This is a genomic window from Pseudomonas umsongensis (assembly GCF_002236105.1).
In the GTDB taxonomy this organism is placed as follows: domain Bacteria; phylum Pseudomonadota; class Gammaproteobacteria; order Pseudomonadales; family Pseudomonadaceae; genus Aquipseudomonas; species Aquipseudomonas umsongensis.
Map to the genome: position 1 here is coordinate 1 of NZ_NIWU01000004.1, position 26,622 is coordinate 26,622.

Here is a 26,622-nt window from a genome sequence, read left to right on the forward strand (position 1 = left end):
ACTCATGGGCAATGTTCAGTTCACTGTCGACCTGCATGCTGCGGGTGTTGATATTGGCCGAGCCCTGGGTGGTGAACACATCGTCGATGATCATCAACTTGGAGTGGACGTACACCGGCATCCACCGCTGGCCCGCGGGCGAGTCGGGGGCGACCAGCGAGCACAGGTGCACCTTCAGGCCGGGACGTTCCTCCTGTTGAACCGTGCTGTCCTTGATCGCCCGGGTTTGCCGTTCAAGCTCGGCCTCCCACCTGGCCAGTTCCTGCTGCCCGACGCGGTCGTGAGGTTCGAAGGTCGGCCGGGGCGGTGCGTTTTGTTTCACCGCTTCGATGCGCTGTATGCGCTGGATGTTAACCGCGCCAGACCCAACGCTGTCTTCGCTGGCATTGGTGATCACGAACAAGTGCAAGGGTCCATGTATGCCCGGTTTCACCTTGGCCTTCGGTAACTCGCCGATGCACGGCGCGTCGCCAGCCAATGGCATAAATTTACGAAATTGATTTTTTATCAGAGCAGGCGCCATTCAACCGCTTGCTCAGATCGCGTGATCTTGTCGGAGAAGGGCCAGGTGCGCAGGTGGTAACGCTCGACCAGTTGCATCGGCAAGATCTCGCCCTGCTTGAAGTACCGGGTTTCGCTCCCGTCCTTTACTGAATGGAGGCGAGGAAGCCAGCCAATCTTCCAGTACCCACTCACCGGGCAGACTTGCCCGCTATAGCAGTACGGCGCAGATAAGTGAGCCTGGCTGAATGCAGGGGATCCCGGAAGACCACGGCCGGTGGCCGGGTCCAGGAGTTTGGCCTTGGACAGTTGGTTGATCAGAGCAGTGCTGGGCTTTTCTGGCGGGACATTGGCCAGGCGTTCTTCGAGCCATTGCAGCTTGCCGTCCCAGGCGGGCAACTTGGCGGGAGGCAAGGGGAGGATTTCGTTGATTTCGGGGACGTTTGGTTTGGCGTAGGAGTAGTTGCCCAGCACTTTGCTAATTTTTTCGTAGCGTTCGGACCGCTCTACATCTTCCTGTTGGGCGAGATAATCAAGTTCATCAGTAGGTGGGGGGTTACGAAAGATTTTTCCTAATTTATAAGCAGAAGTGCTGTCACCCGCAGCGACTCCAAGTTGAAAGGCTTCAAGCGCTTCGTGGTATTGTTTTTTGTTCTTGAGATTTATTCCCAGTTCAATCGCCGCTTCGCCATGGCCTTGCTCAGCAGCACAGCGGCGCATTTGCCGTGCAATGTCCGGAGCCATATCGCTCGACGCCAATTTGTCTCCCACATAGTATTGTGCCTGGGCGTTGCCGTGATCAGCAGCCTTACGGTAGTAGCGTAGGGCCATTTCCGGATCCTGCTTCAGCCCCGCCGAACCTTGTTGCAGGAAGATCCCGACGAAGTAATAACCCGTAGCCACTCCTTCGCTGATCAATCGTTCGCTCAAACGCAAATGCTCGTCGCCCCGAAGCTGGAAATGGCCGCGCATGGCACCGTTCTGCAGGTTGATATTGGCCTTGTAATGACCGTTTTCGGCGGCAATGCGGTACAGCCTTTCGATCTCCAAATCGACGCTTTTGTCTTCTTTGAGCTGATTGTTTTTTTGCAGCCAACGCGCGTACTGGAACAGCACGTCGGCCTCGGTTGACGGCGAGGGAAATTGCTCGTGCACACAGGTAAACGCCAGATCGGCTTTGATCTCGTTTAGTGATTTCACCTGAGGGTCCTTCTTCATATAGGTAAAAGTGCTGCGGCTGTCGCATGCCGTCAGCAGCAGAATTGACAACAGGACAATGCGGCGCATCAGTCGATGTCCTTGAGGGTGGCTTTGTCGTAATAAAATTCGACCAGGGACGCGTACGGTGTCCCCATCACCTTTTCCTTTTGGCGATCTTTGTTTTCCTTGATGATGTGTTGCCAAGCCTTGAACGCCGCCCCCGGATCATCCTGCGCCCCCATCCCCCCCGTATGCATCTCCCACAGCCTTCGCCTCAACCCCCGCGTCACACTCGCCCACTCATGGGCAATGTTCAGTTCACTGTCGACCTGCATGCTGCGGGTGTTGATATTGGCCGAGCCCTGGGTGGTGAACACATCGTCGATGATCATCAACTTGGAGTGGACGTACACCGGCATCCACCGTTGGCCCGCGGGCGAGTCGGGGGCGACCAGCGAACACAGGTGCACCTTCAGGCCGGGACGTTCCTCCTGTTGAACCGTGCTGTCCTTGATCGCCCGGGCTTGCCATTCAAGCTCAGCCTCCCACCTGGCCAGTTCCTGCTGCCCGACGCGGTCGTGAGGTTCGAAGGTCGGCCGGGGCGGTGCGTTTTGTTTCACCGCTTCGATGCGCTGTAACTTGGTGACTCCGGGAATGAGCTCACCCCGGCCGAGGCTCTGGAGCATGCGCTGGGTGTTAACCGCGCCAGACCCAACGCTGTCTTCGCTGGCATTGGTGATCACGAACAAGTGCAACGGACCGTGTATGCCGGGGTCGCGCCCGGCTTTGGTCTGGCCCGCTGCCACAGCCTTGATCAGCTCGGCCAGAGGGGGCCAGCGAAAGTACTGGTTTTCGATGTAGATGAACTGGGTCGCGTTGTTGACGGCTTGCAGGTAGAGCTGCTCGATGTCGCGCTTGCCCTCCTGGGCCTGGGTGCGGAGGATCTGCGCGATTTGTCGGGTGGCGTCCAGGATACATTGCAGTTGCGGTCCGACCTGCATGGACTGCCGTGAGGCAATCAGGTCCTCGCCGGTTTCCTTGCGCCAGGCCTTGGCGAAATTGTTGTGCAGGGCTTCCAGGATCGGCCCACTGACGCGGCTGGAAATGTCCTGACGCGGGGTCATGCCGCGCGGGCCTTGATGGGGGAGTGGTTTGCGCTCCTCGGAACGGTTCAGCGCCGAATGGGCATTGGTGTCCCAGTACTCATCGAGCATGTTGTGGCCCATGACGAAACCGACGGCACAATCCGGCAGTTCGAAGTCGACCAGCACGGTTTTTTGATGATGCGTGGGGGTCGCTTTCAGGAAGAAGCGCGTAGCCCCACTGACCTGCGGATCGAGACTCGCGCGTCGCACTTGATGGGCGATTTCCGCTCGTTCGTTAACATCGAAACCACGACTGACAAACACTGGCCGCTTGAGTCCACCACGTTCCACCGCCTGGTCACCCTGGACCGCAAATTCGGCAAACCATTGGCGGTCATAGTCGTATTGCGCCTGGGTGGAGCTCTGCAAGGCCCGGTCGTTGACGGGGAACGTGCCTTTGCCGGGCAAGTTGGCTTCACCCGACAGGCCGGCAGCATTGAAAGGCGCCTCCCAACCCAGTATCCGCACCTTGACGTCCGCTTGCGCCTTGGCCTTGAGTAGCTCACCGATGCTCGGCGCCTTGGGATCTCGATCTCGATCGCGAATGAAATACATCGACGGCTGGAAGCCCCAGCAGATGATGTCGACCGTTTTCGTGGCGTTGAAAATAGCCTCGTAAACCGCCTTGAAGGTGTCTTCACCATTGATCAACGGTTCATAGGTCGCCATGGCGGGCGGATATTCGGTGTCCTGTACATACCAGGGCGGGGTGCAGGTCACCTCTTGGCTGTGCTGGAATGCAACCGGTGAGACGAACTCATAGCGGCTCATGACGTCTTCCCTGTCTGATCGTTGATTGCATGTAGCGCCGCGTCGTACAGCGCGCGATGATCGGTGTGCGAGCTGGGTTGGCTCATCTCTGAATCGGCCTGCGCGGTGTGGTTGTGCAAGCCGCGATTGGCCATATGGGCCTGATCGGCATTGCGGTATTCGCCAGGCACTGGGATGTGATGGGTCACGCCGTTGGCCATGACTAACCGGTAGCTGCGGGTCACGACCTGATGATCGATCGACAGTTGCCCGGTCTTGTCCAGCACGCCTCGCTGGAGCACGGCACCGTCGGCGTAGAGGGTATAGGGCATGCCCGCCCAGCCCTCGCGGATGGCATTGGGGGCTTGTCCTACATTGAATCTCAGCCTTTGTCTGGACAGGCTTTGCGGGTAATCCGGATGCACGGCGGTCATGCTGGCCGGGCCGCTGTACTCGACGTACACCGCCTTGACGTTGTGATCGCCCAATGTTCCCGATTCGATGCCGTTCGCATCGAGGGTGTAGTAGCTGCCTCCTCCGTTCAGGGTGATTTTCTTTTTCGCGGTGATATGGACTTCGTCTTCGGTGCTGGTGATGTTCAGGCCATGCCGCGCTATCAGTTCCAGGGTGTCGTTCTGTGCCTGAATTTTTACGGCGCCCTGATTGGCGATCAGCTTGATCCCCAGCTTGCGCACGAACAGGCTCAAACCCTGACCCACACCCATGAACAGGCGCTTGACCACACTGAAGTTGGCGTCGCCGCCAGCGTTGAGCATCATGTTCTCCTGCGCCGCCAGTTGCAGGTGCTGGCCGCTGGTGAGGGCAATGCCTTGGGGCGCGCTGAGCAGGATCACCTGCGCCTTGAGCGCGTCGATCTGTTCACGCAATAGCGACATTTGGGCCTGCACATCGGCGGGATCGGCGTTCGCCGCTTGGGCATCTTGCGAGAGTTTTTGCAGTTGTTCGCCGGCTTGTTGCAAGCGTTCCACTGCCGGGCTCATGTCGAGGACCGAGCCTTGCGCCTTGGGCTGTCCGTCGGCGCTGATGAACAACCCTTTGCCTCCACGAATACTCCCCCAATCATCCGTCCTTAGCTCAAACCCTTCCCCGCGTTTTTTCTTCGTGGCATCTACCAAATGCCCCAGGTTCAGCTGGCTCTTGCCGCCATACTCGGTGCTGAGCTTGACGTGCTCCTCCCCGCGCAGGTCTTCCATGCGCAGCTTGTTGTTCGCCGGTGTACGCAGCACGTTGCGGGTGTGGTCGCGCCTGCGCAGGGTCACGTGGTCCGGGTGTTCGCTGTCGTGCAGGGCGTGGGCGATGTAGGGACGGTCGGGGTCGCCCTGTTCGAAGGCGATGGCCACTTCGGTGCCGCAGATCAGCGGCAGGTGCAGGCCGTGGGTGTCGCCGGCGTAAGCGCGCGCCTGGCGCAGCCACATGCTTTCTTCGCCGAGCTTCCACGGGTCGCGGTCGAACAGGAAGTTGACCTTGTAGCGACCTCGCAGATCGATTTCTGCGTATTTGTCGTGGGCTTCGCCGCTGGTGACCCGGGCCGGGACGGTGCCGGCGATTTGTGGTTTGGGCAGCAGTGGCGGGCGAAAGCACAGGGTTTCCGAATAGGGCATGGCTTCAAAGCGGCACTCGAAGCTGGCATCGCGGGCGGCACGGGTACGCACGGCGATGATCGCGCACCGCGGGGTAAAGGCCTGCGGTGCTCCGCCGCCAGTGATGGTCAGCACCTGGCCCGGTGCGAGGGTGGCGCTGCTGCTGATGCCGCTCAGGCGGGTCTGGTCGTTGAGGTAGCGCTCGTGGCGCAGACGTGCGTAGAAGTAGCCGCTTTCGGTTGCCAGGTCTTCGTGCAGATCGTAGGCGCCGCCGAGTACGCGGTAGGGCTCGGCGTAGTGGTAGGCCTCGCCGTAGGTGATTTTCGCCCCGCGGGTCTGGTCGACGTCGGCGTCGAGGTGGGCCCTGGCGTCCAGGGGGTGATAGGCGCGGACGTTGACGTGTTTTTCCACCACCTGGTGATGGGTTTGCAGGTCCCACACGCGGTCCGCATCGCTGCTGAGCCCGGCGGGCGGGAAGCGCGGCAGTTCGACGTCGAACTGGTAGCCGCGCTGCCCGTCGCAGAACTCCACGACGTCGATGTGCAGGCGTTGGTCGCTGGTGACGCGGTACCAGATGCCCACTTCGGCCAGCAGGCGGCTGATGAAGGCCAGGTCGCTTTCGCCGTACTGCATCACCTGTTCGCGCCGGGGGTATTCACGCACCAGGCGGAACAGGAAGTCCTGGCCTCGGAGGTCGTGACGGCTGCGCAGGATACTTTCGACGATTTCCGGTACTGACTTATCCTGGTAGATGCGGTATTGCCGGCCGCGTTCAAGCAAGGCCAAACGCGGTTGCAGGGTGAGTTCGTAGCGGGCTTCGTCACGGGAGGCGGACAGGCGCTTGAGGCCGGTGATCACGCCGTGCAGCGTGCGCAACGGTTTGACCTCGGGCACTTTCCAGGGCATCGGCGCGACGTTCAATGGCGCGGCGTGCAAGCTGAAAGAGGCGTCCTTGCGCAGCAGCTGTTCAGCTTCGAGATCGAGCTCGGCGCTGGTGAACTCTATCTCGTAGGTGAAGGGTTGGCTGAGGCGTTCTTCGCCGCGAAAGGCAAGGACATCGAGGCGGGTCTCGAGGTTGCGGACCCAGAGTTTATGGCGGCTGTGGTTGAAGAAAATGCGCGGTTGGGTGCTCATGGTCAGTCCTTCCTGGTCTGCGGGGGGAGCGGTCAGGAAGGGTTTGGCGTTCACCCGGGTCCTGTGGGGTGAAAGCTTTGGCGAATTGGAAGGAAGCTGGAAATAGGACGATTCTAAGAATGGTGTAGGCCGTTTCTCTATTTGAACAAGGCACTAACCGTGTCGGATAACCCTGTAGGAGCGAGCATGCTCCGGGCGGTGTTCCGACGATGGTCGATAACGATGACGCGGGAAACCAGACGCCCCGCGGTGCCCTCAGGTTTTTCGCGGGCAAGCCCGCTCCCACAGGGGATCCAGTACATCCGCTAGAATCGGATTGGCTGGCAGGCCGTCTTCGCGAGCAGGCTCGCTCCCACAGGTGGACCCAGTACGTCCGCCAGATGCAGGTCGGCTGGCGGGCTGGATATGTACACCAGCCTAAAGCGCAGATCAGCTCGTCGACGCCCGATGCCGCAGCCCTGAATGATTCGGCGTCATCGCCAACGCCAATTGCGTGCGGTTATGCATATGCGTCAACCGCAGCACCTGCGACACGTACAACTTCACCGTGTTCTCGGTAATGCCCAACTCGCAGGCAATCTGATAATTGGTTTTCCCCTTGCCCACCAACCGCGCCACCTCCAGTTGGCGCGGCGACAGCTGATTGAAGATGGCCGGGATCTCGGTTCGCTCGGTATCGCTGGCATCCCCTCCCGAGGCATTCGGTGTACGCCGAACCCGGTCCAGGTCCTGGTACAGATCATCAAGCGACTCGGACAGGTATTGCAGCTTCTGGTTCAGATGCCCCAACTGCAGCGTCTTATGCCGCTCCTGCAGTGCCACTTCCTGGCGCTGTACGCCTTCGAGCAATTCACCCAGGTCAATCGGCTTCTGGTAGTAATCGGCAACGCCGGCGCGCAATGCCTTGATCACATCCTGCTTGTCCGCCTGCCCGGTGAGCATGATGGCTTCGAAGGCCCGGTGTTTACCACTCAGGCGTTGCAGTTCCTGGACCATTTGAATGCCGTCCAGGCCAGGCATGTGCAAATCGCAGAGGACCAGGCCAATGTCCATGTCTTGTTGGAAACGTTCGATCGCCTGATGGCCGGATTCGCAGGGAACGCAGCGGTAGCCGTTGCTCTCAAGAAATTCGCAAAGTTCTGTGACGATCAAGGACTGATCGTCGACCACGAGGACTTTTATTGCCGAAGTACGCTTGTTCACGTGCAACTCCCTGCAAGGCCAAGGACTGACCGTCCTATTACTGAAACCCCTGTATGAAAGTAGTCGCTCTTTCGCCGCTGTACAAAACGGATCACATGCCGAGCCAGGCGAATGTCAGCACCAGCCCCACCAACAAGAAAGGGGCAAAGGGCTGTTTCCTTGACAGACCGGGCTCCAGATAACACAGGCGACTTCTAAGCCCTTGACTGATATGAAGCCAGACTCTTGGCGCCAGCAGTATCCAACACACACTGGCCAGGCCGGCACCGATAAACACGCCCAGCACGTGCCGACCATCGGTCGCCAGCCCCAGGGCGGTCATGAGCTTGACGTCCCCACCACCGAGGCGACGCATCGCATAGCCGGGCAAGGTGAAGGCCATGGCCAGCAACGCAGCCCAGCCACCCTGCGTGGCTGGGGCGCCGATCCAGGTGGTTCCGCTCCATAGCAGATACGCCAGCGCCAGCGCCCCCACGCCCAGGGTCAGGCGGTTGGCGATGTGCCGTTGCTGGGCATCTTGCGCTGCGCATAGCGTCAGCCAGATCAGTAGGACAAAGCTCTGCATCCGGTAAAAAACGTCCGTTATGGCGGAATGATTCTATGCTGACATTACCTCGTGATGTCAGGGTAGTCGCACTCATGAAAAGCAACCTCCCACGTAAGCAAAAAGGTGCCGTAGCGATTGAATTTGCCTTGGTGTTCGTGATCTTTTTTGCCGTGTTCTACGCGATTGTCACGTATAGCCTGCCGCTGTTGCTGATGCAGTCGTTCAACCAGTCGACCGCCGAAGCCGTGCGCCGTAGCGTGGCCCTGGACCCGAACACGCCCGGCTATGAGGCTGCGCTGAAAAACGTCGTCAAGCTGGAACTGACCCGGCAGTTGGCCTGGATTCCCGCCGGGCTGAATTTCGATGTCGCCACCGACACGACCACTACTTATACGGGCGGCGTGTTGAAGGTGGCCATCCACTATCCCTCGCAAAAGTTAAACGCGGTGATTCCGTTTCTGAACCTGCCGGGGATTGGCCCCATACCGAATTTGCCGGCGACGCTCACCGCCAGTTCGAGCCTGCAATTTTGAGTGCCGGGGATAAACTCTTCGGGCGCCTGCTCAATCGCCACCCGCCGGCACACCAGGAAATCGTGGAGCCCCCAAGCGTACTCAGTGTCGGCCTACAGATACAGCTCGACGCCCAGGGTCGGGTGTTGCACCTGAGCGGCCCACTGCGGCATCTGCTGGCCCAGCAGGCCCCGGCGGCACAGCTTGCACATCTGCTGGATTTTCTCTTGCCCCATTGCAGCCTCGCCATCGAGGGCCCTCCCGCCGATTGGCGGGGTCAGCTTCTGGACCTGGACTTCTACAGCCTCAGCGGCTCGCCCCTGCACCTGCGTGGCTGGGTCCAGCCAATGGCCGACACTTGGTTGCTGCAGTTGCTGGACATCGGCGACTTGCTGCTTGAACGCCGACAAGCGCGCCTGCGCGAGCAGTGCCAGTTGCTCGCGGCGCAAATCGGTGAACAGTTGCGCCTGTGCAGCCTGATGCGCTTGCCCGACGTGCTGGTGGACCAACTGCAATCGCTGGCCCAACGCTTTCACATCCCCTGTATCGCCCTGGCGCTGCTCGATGAGCAGGAGGGCTGGCAGATTCACCAGCACTATGCCGGCTTTGACACGCCCAGCCTGTGGCACAACGGCCAGCGCCTGGGCACCGGCCTCGACAGTCTGGACGGCTCCACGCCGCATCACCTGAACCTGGCCGAGCACCCGCGCCTGCAAGGCACCTTTGGCAACACCGAGGGTTTCGCCGTGCCCTATCACGACGCTCAAGGCGTGGTGGCCTGGTTGCTCTGTGGCTGTTACACGGCCCATCAACAGGCCCCGGACGTCAGCGAGCGCGACTGGCTGCAGTTTGCCGCCGCCCTCGCCGGCCCCTTGCTTGCGCGCTTGCGCGAACATCGCCATCACCTGCAGCTGGAGCGCCTGGAGTCGTTGCAGGCGCTGCTCGGCACCGGCTGGTGGGAAATGTTCAACGACAGCGAGGTGCAATTGGCCCCCTCCCTGGCCCGTGCCCTGCACCTTGAACAGGAACGTTTGCCACTGCAGGACTGGCTCGTCCAAGTGCACCCCGCCGATCGCGAACAATTGCACAGCCGCCTGCAGGACTTGCGACTCGAAGGCGCGCCCCTGCTGTTGTGCGTGCGCCTGCACCGTGACGACGGCGACACTCCACCGACCTGGTATCGCTTGCAAGGCCAGGCCTTGGGCGTCGGCAACCAACGGCGCCTGGTAGGATTCATGCTCGACATCAGCGACATCAAGAACCAGGAGCAACTCGCCGCTGCCGCGCATGCCCGGCTGGACAATCTGATCGCCAGTTCACCTGCGGTGATTTATGTGCAGCGCTATGTCGAAGGTGCGCTGCAACCGACCTTTTTCAGCGACAGCCTGCAACCCTTGCTGGGCTGGACGCTCGCTGACTGTACCGGAGCGGCGTTGGTCGATCGCGTTCACCCCGAGGATCGCGAGCGTTATTTCGAACGCACCCGCCTGCTGTTGCGCGAAGGCTCGGTACGTGCACGTTATCGGCTGCGCGACAGTCGCGGCAATTACCACTGGCTGCTCGACGAAGCCAGGTTGCTGCGCGATGACCTGGGTTTGCCGGTGGAAGCCGTCGGCCTGTGGCTGGACGTCACCGATGCGACGCTGGCGGCCGAACACGTCAAGCAGAGCGAGGAGCGTTATCGGATGTTGGTGGAGGACTCACCGGCCATGATCTGCCGTTACCGTCCGGACCTGACCCTGTCCTTCGGCAACCGGCCGCTGGCGACCTACCTGGAATGTTCGCCCGAGGGTTTGCCGGGGGTTAACCTGGGCAGCTGGATGTCGGCGCAGCAGCGCGAGTCCTTCCTCCAGCGCCTGAGTCAATTGAGCCCGGAATTTCCGGTGAGCACGGCGGAAATCAATCTGCAATTACCCGGCCGGGAACACGCCTGGTGGGTCTGGTCGGATCGCGGAGTGTTCGACGAGCAAGGCCGCTTGCTGGAGGTGCAGGCCGTGGGTCGCGACAACACCGAAGTCCGGCGCGCCCAGCAACAGCTGACCCAAAGCGCGAAAATGGCCACATTGGGCGAGATGGCCACCGGCCTGGCCCATGAAATCAACCAGCCGCTGAACGTGATGCGCATGGCGATCATTAATGTGCTCAAGCGCTTGGGCAATGGCGATCTACAGATCGATTACCTGACCGACAAGCTCAACCGCATCGACGCTCAGGTCCAGCGTGCGGCGCGAGTGGTGGATCACATGCGCGTGTTCGGCCGCCGCTCGGATATCGAACAGCAGCCGTTCAACCCGGCCCAGGCTATCGACGGCACCTTGTCGCTACTGGCCGAGGGGATGCGCGGCAAAGGGGTGGAACTGCGGGTCAGCGAGTGCGCTTTTGCGGTCCAGGTACGCGGGTATGTCGATCAGCTGGAACAAGTGTTGATCAACTTGATGGTCAACGCCCGGGATGCACTGCTCGGCAAGCGTGAGGCCGACGGTCAATTCAAGCCGTGGATAGCGGTGTATACCGAACGCGATGAACATGCGGTGCGGCTGTGGGTTGAAGACAACGGGGGCGGCATCGATCCGCGCCTGCTGGAGCGGATTTTCGAGCCTTTCTTCACCACCAAGCCAGTGGGCGTCGGCACTGGGCTGGGGTTGTCTGTGAGCTACGGCATCGTGCAGAACATGGGGGGAACACTCAGCGTCAGAAACTCGGCCGAGGGCGCGCGATTTTGCATCGAGCTGCCGATCGTGCACGATGCTCAGATCACCAGCGATGCGCGGCCGGCGTGACAGCTGAGGTTGGCGCCGACTTCGACCTTGTTCAAGTCGATGCCCAGGCTCGCCAGTAGCGTGTTGATCAGGGTATCCAGCAGCGGGCTGAGTACGGTGTTGATCGCATTGACCAGCGCGGTGGTGACGTCGTTCAAGAGGCTGCCCAGGCCACCGATGATGCTGCCCGACAGCCCATACATGTTCACGCCGAGGTCGCTGACGGTGGTGCTCAGGCTGTTGACGATGTTGTTGGTGGTGTAGGCGTAGAAAAACGGTGGCTGGTTGATTTCCGGCAGGTTGGCGGCAGCTGGTGCGGAATACACGTGGGGTATGTTGGCGTTCTGCGCTACCGCGGTATTGACGTGGATGCCGATGCCACCGCTCGGCCGAGGGTTGTAGCAGACCGCCGGTAAAAACAGCAGCCGGTTGCAGGTTTGCACGCCGACATAAATGACTTGTAGCGGGTTGACGATATTGGTCGGCGGGACCGTGGCGGAACCAAACACATCCTCCGGGGTGATCTGTCCGATTTTCAGCCCGATCAGCTTGGTCGTGGTGCTGGTGGTCAGGCTTTTATTCGTCGAGCTCATGCAGCTGTAAGCCGTGACATAACTCCAGGCACCGCCCGCTTCCAGAGCAACATCGAGCCGTATCGGCGGAGGCAGAAGCTTGACTTCCGTCGTGTCACACGGTGCACCCAAGCCGCACGTCAGCAACTTGTGCAGTTGCAGGCCCAGCAAGTCTTTCAGAAAGTCGGTCAGCGACGTAGCAAGGTCAAGTACGGCATTGACCAATGGCGTGATGGCGTCCAGTACCGGCAGGTCAATGGACAACAACGTCTTGACCTGGGCGGTTCGAACATAAATGCGGTCAGGCCCCAAGGGCGCCTGGGCCGCCTTTTTCGGATTGCCCACGGCCGACAATTGCGGTGGCTGCATCACCTGCACCCGCGCAGTGATCTGCGCCAGGCCCGCGAGGTTGATCGGCAGGGTCGCCACCAGGCCGTTCTGCTTGTTGGCCAACTGCACGACGCCTTCAATCAGGTCGAAAGCCTTGAGGTTCACTGCCAGGGCCGAGATGTCACTGCCACTTTCGACGTGCAGCAAGTCGCCCAGCACCACGCTGGTCGCACCGGCAGCCAATTTCAGCGCCTTCAGGCTGACGATCGTGGCACTCGCTGCCAGAGTGCCATTGGGGTCCAGGACATTGATGGCGGCCTGGATCAACTGGCTGACGGTGATGCTGTTGGACAGCACCTGGTCGTAGCCTACGGCGGTCAGGCCGAGGTCGACTTTCAGGCGATTGAGGTAGCTGAGCAGGCTGATGTTGCTGTTGACCAAGCCATTCCAGCCTGCGGCATTGATCGTCACGTTGCCTCCCAGCAAGCCACCGAACAGCAAACTGGTAATGGCTGCCTTGCTGGTATCGAATGTCAGCACAGTGCTGCGGATGGTCAGCGCTGCCAGCGGCGGCGGGAGTGCAGCGACCGCTGTGGCCTTCAGGTTCAGGGTCGAGCCAGCAGGGGCACCGCCAAACAGAGCACCAATGCCGCCCGCAAAACTTTGCGGCACGACGTGGCTGGCGATGACCTGGATCGCTTCACTTTTGCCAGGGTCGACGGAAAATATCCGCAGGCTGTTGGCATCCAGGGTCAGCGCACCGCAGCTAACCGCCAGTGCACGCCCGTCGCTGGGCACAGTGAAGCCATTGCGCTGGGCACTGGCGGTGGCATAGCTGGTCGCGGTTGCACCCGTGGAACAATCCCCACCCCGCGTGGCGGCTTCAAGCGCGGCCATGTCGGCGATGCGCTGCAGGTTGCGCTTTTCCAGGTAGAGCCGGCCGCTGTCGATCACCAGCAACATGAACGCCAAGGCCAGCGCCAAGGTAACGGCCGCCATCAAGCCAATGGCCCCTGTTTGTCGGGCAGGGCCGCGAAACTGCATGCGGGGCGACATCGCGCACTCCTTTGCCGGCGCACGGCCGAACGTAACCTCCGTGGGTGTAAGGCAGTGTAGACAAGGGATGGCGTGACTGCTGGCAACTCGCCACCGCCTGTAGGGGGTGTTAATTGGGTGTTTTCACCGGCGGGGTGGGTAGTTGGCCAGAATCCTCGTGACCGTTTCGTGTATCGCATTACTGCGGTCTGTCGGATTCGGCGTGCGGCTGAGCATCTGTTCGTCACTGCCGCGCCAGACCAGCTTGCCGTCCTTGCCGTCGAGCAGGTCGATCTGGATCGTCGCGACCTTGTAGGACACCAGGCGGGTTTCGTTGTACATCGGAGCGCCATAGTAGCCGTACCAAGGGTAACCCCAACCGCCGCCGTAGTTGGTCGTCACCTGTTGCTGGCGATCCTCGACTATCAGGTAAGCCTGCACATTCACATCCCCCCTGGCGCCGGCGCCCGCCTGACGCAGGCCACGTTGCTCGAGCTGATCGGCCACCGAATCGCGCACACGCTGTTCGGTCAGGTCGCTCTTGATCCTGGGGTCATCGGGACGGTATTGCAGCGCCGGTTCTTTCCAGCTCCAGCTGTGATACGCGGCAAAATCGCGGCTGGCATCGAAGTCATGATTGACCTGGTTGGCGGCGCAGGCACTGAGCAGCACGGCCACTGCCAGTAAAGCGAGACGGCGGAACATGGCGATTCTCCGGTAGAAGACATGAACCTGCGAAATGCTTCTGGACTACAGGAAGCTAACTAGGAGGATACGCCGACATTGCCTTTTCTACAGCCTCCCGTATGGCATCGACACGCTCGCCCTCGCTGCCCCGGTTGCTGGTTTCAGCGCTCGAACTCCAAACCGGTTCACCGTTTTGCGCGTCGTACAGGTCAACGTGAACCACCACGACCTGTTCCTCATAAGTGCGCACAATCGGCATGCTGCCGTACATGCCGTAACCCGGGCCATAACCATAGCGGTTATAGCCGCCGTAACCGCCGTAGTAGCCGTAATCGTCCTGGACCTGACGCAAGCGTGTTTCCAAACGCAGGTCTGCGCTGACGAACAGATCCGCCGGCCGGTTGTCACGCAGGGGCCGCAGGCCGCGTTGATCCAGCGCACTGCTGACGGCATCGGCGACCTGCGCCGAGTCCGCCCACGCGGTGCCCGGCGGCATTTGCCCGTTGAGCCAGGCCCAGCTGCGATAACGCCCGTAGTCTCGCGGTGGCGCCGGGTAGGCGCTGCGATCAAAGGTACTGGCCGCCTGAGGTGGCGCTGGCGGCAAAGGCCTGGAACTTGCCACGTACGGATTGCTGCCCTGGCAGGCCGCCAGGCCCAGACAGATCAACAGCAACCCTGCACGACTTTTCATTTCGAACTCCGATCAGACCGGCCGACAGATCCAGTGCAAGTAACGCCCTAGCCCGGCAAAGGCTGGATGGCGCCGATGGGCCAGCTCCATTTCGAGCAGGTCCGACAGCTCGGCGCGGGCCTGGAACTCCACCGGCATGTAATCGTGAAAAACCCGAACGCCACTCTGGCTTTCGACCTGCCACAGCCCCTCAAGTTGCGCTGCCAACTCTCGTGGGTCCAGGGGCTGTTGCGGAGTCAGGCTCTGCTTCTCGCCGGCCATGTCATTCTTGCGCATCTTGCGGAAATGGCCCTTGAGCAAGTTGCGATAGATCAGTGCGTCGCGGTTGTAGAAGGCCAGGGATAGCCAACCATCGGCCTTGGTCAACTGGTGCAGTACCGGCAGGATGGCGTGCGGTTCGGCCAGCCATTCAAGCACGGCATGACACAACACCAGGTCGTAGCGTTCGGTGAGCTGACCGGGCAGTTCCTGCCAGGGCGCCTGGATAAAGGTCGCATTCTGTTCCGCATCGGCAAAGCGCTGGCGGGCGCCCTCGAGCATCGGTTCGGCGGGCTCGGCCAGGGTCACCTGATGACCACGCTGGGCCAGCCACAACGACATGTGGCCGAGACCCGCGCCAATATCCAGGACCCGCAGTGGCCGATCCGGCAGGGCTTCGGCCAGATCGGCCTGCAGCACCGCCAGGCGAATCGCGCCTTTGGCGCCGCCGTAGATTTTTTCGGCGAAACGCGTCGCCAGTTGATCGAAATGACGGTCGCTCATCAGCCGAACCTCCGCTCGCTGTCCGCCAGCTTGCTGCGTACAACGTCATTCATGTCCAGCCCCAGTTCGCTGCACAGCAACAACAGGTAGAGCACGATATCGCCGATTTCCTGCCCGGCATGGGCCAGCTTGTCAGCCGGCAGCTGCCGTGACTGGTCTTCGCTCAGCCACTGGAAAATCTCCACCAGCTCGGACATTTCGACACTCGCGGCCATGGCCAGGTTTTTCGGGCTGTGAAATTGCCGCCAGTCATTGCGATCACGGATAGCGTGCAGGCGTTCGGTCAGTTCAACAAGGTTCATCGGGCTCTCCTGAAGACGTATAGCTTCGGGGGGATGACGGGGGAAGGCAAGTGCCTGGCAGCATTGTCGGTCTTTGCACCATAATCATTCGATGGCGTGATTCGTGGCGCCTGTGAAAATTCGCGGCAAGTCGAACCGTCGCTCCGCAGCTCCTACAGACAGGACGTTCATTTCATGCAGGTAGAAGGTTTTTTCGAATGGCTTGGCCAGGTCCTCGGCTCAATCATCCGCTTCATCGTTGATGGCCTCAGCGGTCTGTTCCAACTGGTGAGTCGCGCGAGCAGCCATTTTGTCGAAGGCTTGTCCGAGGCACTGGGCATGGACACGTCGATCATCAGTATCATCACCCTGGTCGTCGGGTTGGTGTTGTTATGGTCGGCCATTCGCGCGTTCATGAACGCCGCGTTTATCATGGGGATCATCTGGTTGATGCTGGGGTTGTGGTTGCTCAGCTGGATCATGCACTGACCCCACCCCCCCTGTGGGAGCGAGCCTGCTCGCGAAGATGGCGCGACATTCGACATTGATGTAGTTCAAAGACCGCCTTCGCGAGCAGGCTCGCCCCTGCAATGGATCGCGGCAGATTCCAAATGTGTCGCTACAATGCCTGCTCCCCAAGGAGCCTGCATGTCCAACCTGATCGCCGACTGGCGCGACCGCCCAACCCATCGTCGGGTCTGGGCGCTGGCTGCGCCGATGATTCTCTCGAACATTTCCGTACCGCTGGTGGCGCTGGTCGACAGCACCGTCATTGGCCATCTGCCTCACGCCCATCAACTCGGGGCCGTGGCGGTCGGGGCCAGCCTCTATACCTTCCTCGCCTGGGCGATGGGTTTTCTGCGCATGGGCTCCACCGGGTTTGCCGCCCAGGCCGCAGGGCGCGGGGATGGCGCGGCGCTGCGGCAGATTCTGTTGCAGGGCCTGCTGCTGGCCATGGGGCTGGCGGTGGTGCTGGGTGCCTTGGGCGTGCCGTTGAGCGGGGTTGCGTTGCACTTCATGCAACCGTCGGCGGAACTGGACCAGATGACCCGCGAGTTTTTCCACACTCGCTTGTTCGGCCTGCCGGCGGCACTGGCCAGCTATGCGCTGGTCGGCTGGTTTCTCGGCACGCAGAACGCCCGCGCGCCACTGGCGATCCTGTTGAGCACCAATCTGGTCAACATTGCCCTTAACCTGTGGTTTGTCCTTGGCCTGGAATGGGGGGTGGTGGGCGCGGCCCGGGCTTCGGTGATCGCCGAATGGACCGGCGCGCTGATCGGCCTGATGATGACGCGCCAGGCCCTGCGCGCTTATCCCGGCCATATCGTCTGGGCCACCCTGGCACTCTGGCAGAGTTGGCGACCGCTGTTGGCGGTCAACCGAGACATTTTCATCCGCAGCCTGGCGCTACAGTCGGTGTTTTTCCTGATCACCGTGCAAGGCGCCCGGCTGGGCGATGCGACCGTTGCCGCCAACGCCCTGCTGCTCAACGGCTTGCTGCTGACCGCCCACGCACTCGACGGACTGGCACATGCCGTGGAAGCCCTGTGCGGACACGCCATCGGCGCGCGCGACCGCAATGCCCTGCGCCGCTCCCTGGTGGTGGCCTGCGGTTGGTCCTTGTTGGCGAGCCTGGGCTTTGCCGGCTTGTTCCTGTTTGCCGGACACCTGTTCATCCAGATGCAAACCGACATAACCAGCGTGCGCGACACTGCTTTCCTGTACCTGCCCTATCTTGCAGTGCTACCGCTGATCGCCGTCTGGAGCTACCTGCTCGATGGGTTATTCATCGGCGCCACCCGTGCCAGGGAAATGCGCAACGGCATGCTGCTGACAGTGGTACTGCTGCTGCCGTTCGCCTGGGCGCTGCAGGGTTATGGCAATCATGGCTTGTGGATAACCTTTCTGCTGTTCATGTTGCTGCGCAGCCTGACGCTCGGCTTGATTGCCTGGCGCCTGCGCCAGAACGATGGCTGGTTCGCCCGCGCTCACTGAGCCAGTGGCATCTACAGCATCGGCTCAGGTTGAGCCGTCCTGCCATAGCTTGCGGACACTATCGAGGCGCTCCTGTTGGGTACCGCCCGATAATGGCTGCACCAGCCAGGCGTCGGGATATTGCAGGCGCAGCCATATCCAGCCGTCGAGCACCGGGCGCTCGCTGAAACCCAATGCCAGCCCCTCTTCCAGATGGTCCCACAGACGTGTGAAATCCGCGCCCGTGGATCGATTCCAGCGCCAGGCATGGTGTTCCAGCAGGCACGTCTGCAGTTTTTCCCGCTGCCGTGGGCTCAGATCCTCATCGACCTCCAGAGGGCGCACATCAAGCCCCGGGTTGAGCAACTGCTGCCAGCCCTGACAGCCGAGCGCGCGGTCTGCCCAGGTTCCGCCGAACCAGCGCAATTGACTGATAGGCCCTAACCAGCGACTGAGTTCCTCGGCATCGCAGGCATCAAAAAAATAACTGGCGGTGTTCGGGTTGAAGTAACTCAACAAGGCGCGGTGATGCAGGTTGAACGAGACGCTGAGCATGCGCCGCAGATGCGCCAGCAATGTCGACGCCGTCGCCTCGCTGAACATCAGCAACCCAGGCCAGCGCTGCCCATCGACGCGGTACAGATCGGCCAGGGCCGGGCAGCTCTGCAGATCGATGAGTACCGGCCCCTGCTCCTGCAGTGCCTGCCACTCGGTGTCTTCGAACAACCAGAACCTACCGGCCTGAGCAAACGTTTCCTGCAGGGTCACGCCCACCTGCGGTGCGCCCGGCATGTCCAGTAACAACCATTGCGGGTTCGCAACGGTTGCCTGTACCGCGCTCATGCCGCACCGCTCTGGCCAAGGCGCGGCGCCGTGCGACAGATGCAGAGCGTCTGGGCGCAATGATTGAAACTGCCACCACCGGGCAACAGGCACAGCAACATCAGGGGCTCGCCCGAACACAACCACTGTTGCACTCCGTCGAGCGGGCAATCTTCGAGAACAGATGTGGCAGGATCCTGCACCTCGTTTACGTCGACACTGGCGGGGCCGTGCAGAAACCCGGTGATCAACGGTCGATCCGGATCACCTTCGGTGAAGCTCACCACCACCTCCGTGCCTTCAGCCAACCGTGGGCTGGCCGCAACGTTCAGTGGCGCAGCCAATGGCAGCCAGCAGTGGCTGGATGCCGCGCCCTCCCCCTGGTAAACCCAGTCAAACTGCACCGCCACAGGCCTGGATGGATCAGGTTGCGGCTCATCGACATCGACCACCCATGCCCGTTGCAGGCTGTGCATCCTGGGCTTCAGCGCCACCTGTGGCGTTTCAAGGGGCAACACCCACTGCTCCGCCCGCAGCGTATTGCTATAGGTCTGGCTCGCCGCCTGTTCGCCTTGATGCTCGATATGGGTCACCAACCATGGTTGATTCCATTCGGGAACCGGGTGCCCGGACAGCGGCATGAGCTGGCCGCTGCGCAGCGTCGTCAGGTCAGAACCACACTCCACGCGCTGCGCCGCGCCATCGGTACAGCGCATGACCTCGAAACGACGAACTGCCGGTTGCCCGCCCATCGCACGGAAGACCGCCGCCTCAGCGACCTGAAAATTCCCTGGCCCCTCGCCGATCACCACGCAATGTCCATCCGCCCGGTGTTCGAAGTGATAGTGCAACCGCTCATGGGCGCAAAGGCGCTGAAGAAACTGCAGGTCCGATTCCCGGTACTGCGTGCAGAAATCACGGGGTGGGTAATCGCCAGCCAATTCGAGGCGTCGATCCTGATCGACAATGCCGTGCTCCCTGAGCACCTGATCAAGTATCTGCGGCACTGAGCGACCGCTGAAAATGCGCTGGCTGTAGCGCCGGGCCAGACAGGCGAGTTTCGGCCCCAGCCGAACCTGACAGAGCCTGACCCCCAAACCATGTTCACGCTGGACCAGTTCGTGCAGCTGCCCATGGATGACGTTTCCCTCCGGCCCGAATAGCAAGGAGGCCGAACGGTACAGCAAGCCGGCGAGATCGAGCGTCGGGTCTTCGATCAGCAGGTCCACGTCGAACACGAAAGGCTCGCTGATGGATTCTCTACCGGCAAAGGACAGAACCTCGAAGGCATTGGACAGACCTGCTACGTCCAGACGAAATGACGATTCGTTGGCTGGATCGACCATGGGCATTTCTCTACAGGAGGGACAGCCGGGGATTCTCGCCGAGAGAGATGGCCGAGTAGAGAGGCGAAGTACAACTTAGGAAAAGACCTACGCGAAAAGAGGACGAAATCCCTTGGATGGCCGACACGCGATCTTTTTCGCAGGAAAAAAGAGAAATGCCCCACCGGGTTATCTGAAATTTCCTAAGCAAAAGGTAAATTTTCAGACAACCCGGTGAGCGCAGTACTTACCTCAGGAAGACAGGTAAGAGGAACGGGTCAGGCCCAGACGCAAGGCATCGAGGAACTGGGTGCGCTCGCTGGCACTGATGCGGGCACTGGCGCACTTGTCGCGGTAGTGGGTCATCAGTTCTTCTGGCGACAAGTGCACGTAGCGCAGCATGTCTTCGATGGTGTCGTGGGTCTCGATACCGGCGTGGTACACGCTGCCGTCAGCGTTCTGGTAGATGTTCACCGAGTCGGTGTCACCGAACAGGTTGTGCATGTCGCCGAGGATTTCCTGGTAGGCGCCAACCAGGAACACACCCAACAGGTAGTCCTCGCCTTCGTTCAGGGCATGCACCGGCAAGCTGGTTTCGATGCTCTGCTCGTCGACGTATTGGTTGATCTTGCCGTCGGAGTCGCAGGTCAGGTCCTGCAGTACGGCGCGACGCAGTGGCTCTTCGTCCAGGCGATGCAGCGGGATGATCGGCAGTACCTGGTCGATGGCCCAGGTGTCCGGCAGGCTCTGGAACACCGAGAAGTTGCAGATGTACTTGTCGGCCAGCTTGTCGTTGAGCTCGTCGAGCACCTGACGGTGGGAACGCTGACGCGCCTTCAACGAGTTGTGCAGGCGACGGCACACGGCGAAGTAGCACTGCTCGGCCAGGGCTTTTTCGGCCAGGGTCAGCTTGCCGTCGGCGTACTGGGCGGCGACATCGCTCATGTAGTGCGTGGCGCGCCAGTAGGTTTCGGTGACCATCTCGATGTCGGTCGGGCCCAGCAGGTCCACCAGCCACTGCACGGTTTCCGGCAGTGCTTCCTTGTTCTCGATCTGTGGCACGTCGTCGTTGTGCTTCTCGACGTCCGTCACCTGGATCACCAGCATGGCATGGTGGGCAGTCAGGGAACGGCCGCTTTCGGAGAAAATGTTCGGGTGCGGCAGGCTCTGCGCATCGCAGAATTCCTTGAGCATGCCGACCACGACACCGGCGTAATCGTCCATGTCGTAGTTGATCGAGCTGGCGTTACGCGAGTGCGTACCGTCGTAGTCCACGCCCAGGCCACCACCCACGTCGATGTGATCCACCGGCAGGCCGAGGTTACGCAATTCGCCGTAGTAACGAATCGCTTCCTTGAAACCATGTTGGTAGTCGGCCAGGTTGGCGATCTGCGAGCCCATGTGGAAATGCAGCAGGCGGATGCCCTGGTCCAGGCCCGCGGCGCGGAAACGCTCGACCACCGACAGCAATTGCGCCGCCGACAGGCCGAACTTGGATTTCTCGCCACCGGTGTCTGCCCACTTGGACGAGGCCAGGGACGACAGGCGCACGCGCAGGCCAACCTGTGGCTTGACCTTGAGCGAGGCGGCTTCTTCGATCACCAGGCCGACTTCGGATTCTTTCTCGATCACGATGAACACGTTGTGGCCGAGCTTCTGGCCCATCAGCGCCAGACGGATGAACTCGCGGTCCTTGTAGCCGTTGCAAACGATGGTGCCACCCTTCGGCGCCAGCGCCAGCACTGCCAACAGCTCAGGCTTGGAGCCGGCTTCCAGGCCGATGGAGACGTTCTGGGTGGCGATGATGTTCTCGATCACCGCTTCCTGCTGGTTGACCTTGATAGGGTACAGCGCGGTGTACTTGCTCTGGTATTCCAGGCGCTCGATGTTGGCGTCGAACGCACCGGTGAGCTGACGCACGCGGTCTTGCAGGATGTCCGGGAACCGAACCAGCAATGGCAAGGACAAGCCGCTCTTGCGCAACTGGTCGACTTGCTCGAACAGATCGATTGGTGAACTGCTCGGACCGTTGGGACGAACTTCGACGCGACCGGCGTCATTGATCGCGAAATACCCGGCCCCCCAATGGCGAATCCCGTAAACACTGCGGCTGTCCGCAACTGTCCATTGGCTGCCATCGTCTTTGCGTGTGCGTCTTACGGACATTGAAGTCCCCTATAAAGAAGTCATAGTGCGTCGCCTGGTGTCAGGCCGGCGCAGTCTAAAGAATGAAAATGACGGTTCGTCAACGAAGGGATAGACCTCGCCGACCGCAGTGAGTTTAGAAACCGGTCATGAACAGGCTCTGTGAAAACCATGGTGACGACGCCAGGCCTGCAGTCAGGCAGGTCTGGATCAAGCCGCGGGTGGTTTTCACAGAGGCTGCTAGCCGCCGGACTTCTTTGCCTTGAATCCGTGCTTGATCAGCTCTGCCAAGAGTAGCTCGACATGATCGCCCTGGATTTCAATGATCCCGTCTTTCAACGCTCCACCGGTACCACAGCGTTTTTTCAACGTGGTCGCCAGTTCCTTGAGTGCGTCTTCGGCCAAGGGCACGCCGGTGATGGTGGTCACCGTCTTGCCGCCACGGCCCTTGCTTTCGCGGCGCACGCGAGCAATGCCGTCGCCGGCCGGGATAACGGTCTGTTTGCAGATGCAGGCGTCTACCGGTTTACTGCATTCCGGGCAATGACGACCTGCGTCGGTGGAAAATACCAAGCCACCAAGGGCGGCGAAGGATGCGGCTTTTTTGGCCACCGGCAATCCTCTTGGGAGGACAAAGACTGGTCGCGGCAACCTGGGCAGGTGCCATCGACCGCGAAGCCCCACTCAGGCAGGGGCAGCGCTACTGAAACGGTAAGCTTCCTTGTAGGAGCTGACGAGTGCAACGAGGCTGCGATCTTTTGATGTTGAATTAAAAGCAACGTCAAAAGATCGCAGCCTGCGGCAGCTCCTACAAACAGCAATACCGGTTCAGTTTGAAAAGGTCGCGCAGTGTAACGGCAAAAACGCCGATTGCTAAGAGCCAATCGGCGCCAATTTATGCCTCTTTTGCGACGTCTTCGCCACGGGCACGGAGATAGCGTTTCAACGCCGCCAAAGAGTCCGGGCAGTAAGGCTTTTGCTCGATATCCCGTAGCACCTGCTCGATGGGCATGAAGCACGCTTCCAGCACCTCTTCCGGCTGCAGGATCAGCGGGCCGTCCCACACTGCCGAAAATGCCGAACACCAGAGGCGATTGCCAGTGTCCTCGAAGAAAAAATGGTCATGAACGGTCAACTCCACCCCGCTCACCCCCAGCTCCTCTTCCAGTTCCCGGGCGGCCGACTCGGCATAGGTTTCACTGGCGAGCACCATGCCGCCCGCCGCCACGTCCCAATAACCGGGATAGATCGCCTTGCTCAGGGTGCGCCGGTGCACGCAAAGCTCTCCGGCGGAGTTGAACAACATGATGTAGGTACCGCGCCCGATAAGCCCGCGCTCGCGCAAGTCGGACCGGACCAGGGCGCCGAGCAGATTGTCCTGCTCGTCGACCCAGGCGATCTCTTCGGCATCCGAGGCCGCTCGATGGGCGGCCTCGCGCAGGTTATCGATGGAGCTATCGGCCATGGCTCAGCCCTGATTCAGCAATTGACGCAAATCGATGACCGCCGCGTTAGCCCGCGAGATGTAGTTGGCCATCACCAGCGAGTGGTTGGCCAGCACGCCGAAACCGCTGCCATTGAGGATCATCGGGCTCCAGACCGCTTCCTGCGACGCTTCCAGTTCACGAATGATCTGGCGCACGCTGACCGTGGCGTTCTTCTTGGCCAGCACATCGGCGAAGTCCACTTCAATGGCACGCAGCAAATGCGACAAAGCCCAGGCCTGGCCGCGGGCTTCGTAGAACACGTTGTCGATCTGCAGCCACGGGGTTTCGACGATCTCTTCATCAACCTGCGGCACCTGCCCAGGGGCCACCACTTCGGTCTTCAGCGCAGTGTTGAGCTTGACCCGGCCAACACTGGCCGACAGGCGTTGCGACAGCGAACCCAGGCGGGTACCGACATCACCCAGCCAGTTGTTCAGGTTATCGGCACGGGCATAGAACAGTGCGCTCTTCTGGTTCGGATCGGACAGGCGAGTCTGATAGCGAGTCAGGGAGTTGATGCCTTCCTGGAACTCAGACTCACTGGATGGCAGCACCCAGCTTTTATTGTCGAAGTTGAAGCGCGGCTCGGCCTTGGCCAAGTCGGCGTCTTCGGTGGACTGCGATTGCGAACGGGCAAAGTCTTTGCGCAGCGCCCGGCTCAGATCGCGCACCTGCACCAGCACGCCGTATTCCCAGCTTGGCATGTTGTCCATCCACAGGCCTGGCGGCAGGCGGTCGTTGGAAATATAGCCGCCTGGTTTGTTCAGCAGGGTCCCGGCGACACTCTTGAGGGTTTCCACCGTGGTGTAGCCGACCACCATCTGCTTGCCGTCTCTTTCAGCGGCCAACTGCGCATTCTGCTGCACCGGAAACAGGGCAGGTTCCGCGCTCCAGTACCAACCCAGAGCAATCGTCACCAGCAGGTAGATGCCAATCAACGTGGCCAGCGCCCGGCTGAACACCAGGCCGCCCAAATAACTGCGGGTGGCCGACTTCGGTTCAGCGGCACGTTCAGGCGCGCTACCGGCGCGGTTCTTCCAGTCCAGCATGGCGATATCCTTTCAATTACTTGAGTTCATCGATTCGACCACAACCATACAACAACGTGCCTTTTCACGGCACCCGCCGTTGGCTTTACAGCGAAATTTATCTCACTACGACTAAGGGAATCCCCTAGCTCGCCAAGACTGGAAATTTGTCCGGCTTCCAGCAACGAACTATCGATCATTGCAGCCCTGCGTGCTGGCCCCCAAGGACCTCAGGATCGGACTCGAGGCTCGCCAGCCCCCGCATTGCAGGGACCTTCGCAAGAACCGGCAGGCAATTGACGACTGATTGGTCGGAAACTGAATGGGTGGGTGTCACAGATTATTAACGTACAACACTCATGTAATGGAAAAGAGATGCTAGCATAGAGCCACCAGTCGTCCTCAGCGTACCCCCTAACCAGTAGTCAGGATATGACCGAGCCAGAAGACCCCAGCCGCGAGCGCCTCAAGCATCACTTTGCCCAGCGGGTAATTCATCAAGCACGTCAGATTCTTGAGATATGGCAACGCCTGCAACGCAATGAATGGTCGACCCAGGAGCTGGCGGAACTGAGCGAGGCCAACCTGCGACTGTTACGCTTCGCTGAACGCTTCGAACAACCGGAGCATTCGCAACTGGCGCGTCACATCGGCTTGTCGCTGGAGGCTGTCGACGCCAATCGCGGTCGCCTCAGCAGCAGCCTGATCAGCGACCTCAATCGACTGATGCAACGCCTGTCGCGCACCGGCCTGCGCCATGGTGATCAGCTGGACCAAACGTTCCTGCCGCCCTTGCGCAAACCCGTCTATGTAATGCTGCAGGATCATGACCGTGCCGAGCGACTGGCCAAGCAGCTGGAGTTTTTCGGGCTCAGTGCCCAGTCCCTGGAGAGCGTGCCGGCATTCCGCTCATCAATGGTCGAGCGCCTACCAGCCGCCATCGTCATGGACGTTGACTTCAGCGGCCCTGGCGTCGGCCTGAAATTGGCGGCCGAAGCCCAGGAAGGTCTCGACCAGCGTTTGCCGCTGCTGTTTTTCAGCCTGCATGAAACCGACACCCCGACCCGCCTCGCCGCTGTGCGCGCCGGCGGCCAGGAGTTCCTCACCGGCACCCTTGAAGCGTCGAGCCTGCTGGAAAAAATTGAAGTACTGACCTGCGTCGCCCAGTACGAGCCCTATAAAGTGCTGATCATCGACGACTCGCGCGCCCAAGCCTTGCACACTGAGCGCCTGCTCAACAGCGCCGGGATCATCACCCGGACACTGATCGAGCCGATCCAGGCCATGGCCGAACTGGCGGACTTTCAACCGGACCTGATCATCCTCGACATGTACATGCCGGCCTGCACCGGTACGGAACTGGCCAAGGTGATCCGCCATAACGACCGCTATGTCAGCGTACCGATCATTTACCTGTCGGCCGAGGACGACCTGGACAAGCAACTCGATGCCATGAGCGAGGGCGGCGACGACTTCCTGACCAAACCCATCAAGCCCCGGCACCTGATCACCACCGTGCGTAACCGGGCGGCACGGGCACGCAACCTCAAGGCGCGGATGGTGCGCGACAGCCTCACCGGCCTGTACAACCACACGCACATCCTGCAATTGCTCGAAGACTGCAGCTTTCGCGCTCGCCGCGAGGGCAAGCCGCTGAGCTTTGCGATGCTCGACATCGACCACTTCAAACGCGTCAACGACAGCCACGGCCATCCCATGGGCGATCGGGTGATCAAGAGCCTCGCGCTGTTCCTCAAACAGCGCTTGCGCAAGACCGACTTCATTGGCCGTTACGGTGGCGAAGAGTTCGCCATTGTCATGCCCGATACCGACCTTGAAGCTGCCGTCAAAGTGCTCGATGACATCCGCAAGCGTTTTGCCGAGATTCATTATCCCGCGCAACCACAGGACCTTTGGTGCACGTTCAGCGCCGGCGTGGTGGACCTCGGCGAACACTCCGACAGCCTGTTGATGGCCAGCCAGGCGGACGAGGCGCTGTACCGTGCCAAAGGCGCGGGGCGCAACCGGGTGCAGGCCTCCCGGACATCAAAGCAAAGTGCCACCTTTTCATCGGAACAGACCGAGACAGTCATAACCCTGTAACAGAAACGCAATAACTTCAGGCACTTAC

At 60.7% G+C, this 26,622-nt stretch carries 22 protein-coding genes; 5 read left to right on the top strand and 17 right to left on the bottom strand.

What is annotated here, in order from left to right; translation table 11 throughout:
- The 6 genes from PSUM_RS19855 to PSUM_RS19880 form a co-directional block, all read right to left on the bottom strand.
- Positions 1-484: phospholipase D-like domain-containing protein (locus PSUM_RS19855; protein ID WP_346252976.1), on the bottom strand; the 484-nt coding region annotated here is incomplete at its 3' end.
- A gap of 23 nt (positions 485-507) precedes the next feature.
- Complete coding sequence (locus PSUM_RS19860; protein WP_020801386.1) at positions 508-1,788, bottom strand: SEL1-like repeat protein; 1,281 nt, start codon at positions 1,786-1,788, stop codon at positions 508-510.
- Positions 1,788-3,617 (bottom strand): phospholipase D-like domain-containing protein, encoded by a 1,830-nt coding sequence (locus tag PSUM_RS19865; protein ID WP_083350082.1) that lies wholly within the window; start codon positions 3,615-3,617, stop codon positions 1,788-1,790. The genes PSUM_RS19860 and PSUM_RS19865 overlap by 1 nt, the downstream gene beginning before the upstream one ends.
- Complete coding sequence (locus PSUM_RS19870; RefSeq protein ID WP_042955365.1) at positions 3,614-6,331, bottom strand: type VI secretion system Vgr family protein; 2,718 nt, start codon at positions 6,329-6,331, stop codon at positions 3,614-3,616. The genes PSUM_RS19865 and PSUM_RS19870 overlap by 4 nt, the downstream gene beginning before the upstream one ends.
- Before the next feature lie 429 nt (positions 6,332-6,760).
- Positions 6,761-7,534, bottom strand: coding sequence for a response regulator transcription factor (locus PSUM_RS19875; protein WP_020797535.1), 774 nt, complete (start codon positions 7,532-7,534; stop codon positions 6,761-6,763).
- Positions 7,535-7,625: 91 nt separating this feature from the next.
- The gene (locus tag PSUM_RS19880; protein ID WP_020797536.1) at positions 7,626-8,099 is read right to left on the bottom strand and encodes an A24 family peptidase; all 474 of its coding nucleotides are present in this window, start codon (positions 8,097-8,099) and stop codon (positions 7,626-7,628) included.
- Between the two features lie 74 nt (positions 8,100-8,173).
- On the opposite strand from PSUM_RS19880, the gene PSUM_RS19885 reads away from it, so the two are divergent.
- Positions 8,174-8,614 carry a TadE/TadG family type IV pilus assembly protein gene (locus PSUM_RS19885; RefSeq protein ID WP_020797537.1) on the top strand — a complete coding sequence of 147 codons (441 nt, stop codon included), beginning with the start codon at positions 8,174-8,176 and terminating at the stop codon, positions 8,612-8,614.
- Positions 8,611-11,373 carry a PAS domain-containing sensor histidine kinase gene (locus PSUM_RS19890; protein ID WP_083350081.1) on the top strand — a complete coding sequence of 921 codons (2,763 nt, stop codon included), beginning with the start codon at positions 8,611-8,613 and terminating at the stop codon, positions 11,371-11,373. Before PSUM_RS19885 ends, PSUM_RS19890 begins: the two co-directional genes overlap by 4 nt.
- Here PSUM_RS19890 and PSUM_RS19895 read toward each other — a convergent pair.
- The 5 genes from PSUM_RS19895 to PSUM_RS19915 all read right to left on the bottom strand — a co-directional run bounded on the left by PSUM_RS19895 (position 11,343) and on the right by PSUM_RS19915 (position 15,731).
- On the bottom strand, positions 11,343-13,310 hold the full coding sequence (locus PSUM_RS19895; protein ID WP_020797540.1) for a pilus assembly protein TadG-related protein: 1,968 nt from the start codon (positions 13,308-13,310) through the stop codon (positions 11,343-11,345). The two genes, PSUM_RS19890 and PSUM_RS19895, sit on opposite strands and share 31 nt — an antisense overlap.
- A gap of 123 nt (positions 13,311-13,433) precedes the next feature.
- On the bottom strand, positions 13,434-13,994 hold the full coding sequence (locus PSUM_RS19900) for a DUF4136 domain-containing protein (protein ID WP_020797541.1): 561 nt from the start codon (positions 13,992-13,994) through the stop codon (positions 13,434-13,436).
- Positions 13,995-14,049: 55 nt separating this feature from the next.
- Entirely contained in the window at positions 14,050-14,667 is a 618-nt protein-coding gene (locus tag PSUM_RS19905) for a DUF4136 domain-containing protein (RefSeq protein ID WP_020797542.1), read from the bottom strand.
- A 12-nt stretch (positions 14,668-14,679) separates the two neighbouring features.
- The gene (locus PSUM_RS19910) at positions 14,680-15,429 is read right to left on the bottom strand and encodes a methyltransferase domain-containing protein (protein WP_020797543.1); all 750 of its coding nucleotides are present in this window, start codon (positions 15,427-15,429) and stop codon (positions 14,680-14,682) included.
- Positions 15,429-15,731: a MazG-like family protein gene (locus PSUM_RS19915; RefSeq protein ID WP_020797544.1), complete on the bottom strand. Its 303-nt coding sequence runs from the start codon at positions 15,729-15,731 to the stop codon at positions 15,429-15,431. The genes PSUM_RS19910 and PSUM_RS19915 overlap by 1 nt, the downstream gene beginning before the upstream one ends.
- Positions 15,732-15,905: 174 nt before the next feature.
- Here PSUM_RS19915 and PSUM_RS19920 point away from each other — a divergent pair, with 174 nt between their 5' ends.
- Both PSUM_RS19920 and PSUM_RS19925 read left to right on the top strand, forming a co-directional pair.
- Positions 15,906-16,199 (top strand): hypothetical protein, encoded by a 294-nt coding sequence (locus tag PSUM_RS19920; protein WP_033044798.1) that lies wholly within the window; start codon positions 15,906-15,908, stop codon positions 16,197-16,199.
- A gap of 159 nt (positions 16,200-16,358) precedes the next feature.
- Complete coding sequence (locus PSUM_RS19925; protein ID WP_020797546.1) at positions 16,359-17,705, top strand: MATE family efflux transporter; 1,347 nt, start codon at positions 16,359-16,361, stop codon at positions 17,703-17,705.
- Between the two features lie 24 nt (positions 17,706-17,729).
- Here PSUM_RS19925 and PSUM_RS19930 read toward each other — a convergent pair whose 3' ends face one another.
- The 6 genes from PSUM_RS19930 to PSUM_RS19955 form a co-directional block, all read right to left on the bottom strand.
- Positions 17,730-18,527: a DUF4123 domain-containing protein gene (locus PSUM_RS19930; protein ID WP_083350080.1), complete on the bottom strand. Its 798-nt coding sequence runs from the start codon at positions 18,525-18,527 to the stop codon at positions 17,730-17,732.
- Positions 18,524-19,852 carry a type VI secretion system Vgr family protein gene (locus tag PSUM_RS19935; protein WP_083350079.1) on the bottom strand — a complete coding sequence of 443 codons (1,329 nt, stop codon included), beginning with the start codon at positions 19,850-19,852 and terminating at the stop codon, positions 18,524-18,526. Before PSUM_RS19935 ends, PSUM_RS19930 begins: the two co-directional genes overlap by 4 nt.
- 231 nt (positions 19,853-20,083) lie before the next feature.
- Positions 20,084-21,997, bottom strand: a complete 1,914-nt coding sequence (speA, locus tag PSUM_RS19940; RefSeq protein ID WP_020797549.1) for an arginine decarboxylase — start codon at positions 21,995-21,997, stop codon at positions 20,084-20,086.
- Between the two features lie 219 nt (positions 21,998-22,216).
- Entirely contained in the window at positions 22,217-22,588 is a 372-nt protein-coding gene (locus tag PSUM_RS19945) for a translation initiation factor Sui1 (protein ID WP_007914613.1), read from the bottom strand.
- A gap of 283 nt (positions 22,589-22,871) precedes the next feature.
- Positions 22,872-23,441 (bottom strand): NUDIX hydrolase, encoded by a 570-nt coding sequence (locus PSUM_RS19950; RefSeq protein WP_020797550.1) that lies wholly within the window; start codon positions 23,439-23,441, stop codon positions 22,872-22,874.
- Between the two features lie 3 nt (positions 23,442-23,444).
- Entirely contained in the window at positions 23,445-24,512 is a 1,068-nt protein-coding gene (locus tag PSUM_RS19955) for a DUF2333 family protein (protein WP_020797552.1), read from the bottom strand.
- A gap of 411 nt (positions 24,513-24,923) precedes the next feature.
- Between PSUM_RS19955 and PSUM_RS19960 the strand changes: the two genes are divergently transcribed.
- A complete protein-coding gene (locus PSUM_RS19960; protein ID WP_083350078.1) occupies positions 24,924-26,594 on the top strand; it encodes a response regulator in 1,671 nt (556 codons plus the stop codon).
- Positions 26,595-26,622 lie beyond the last annotated feature (28 nt).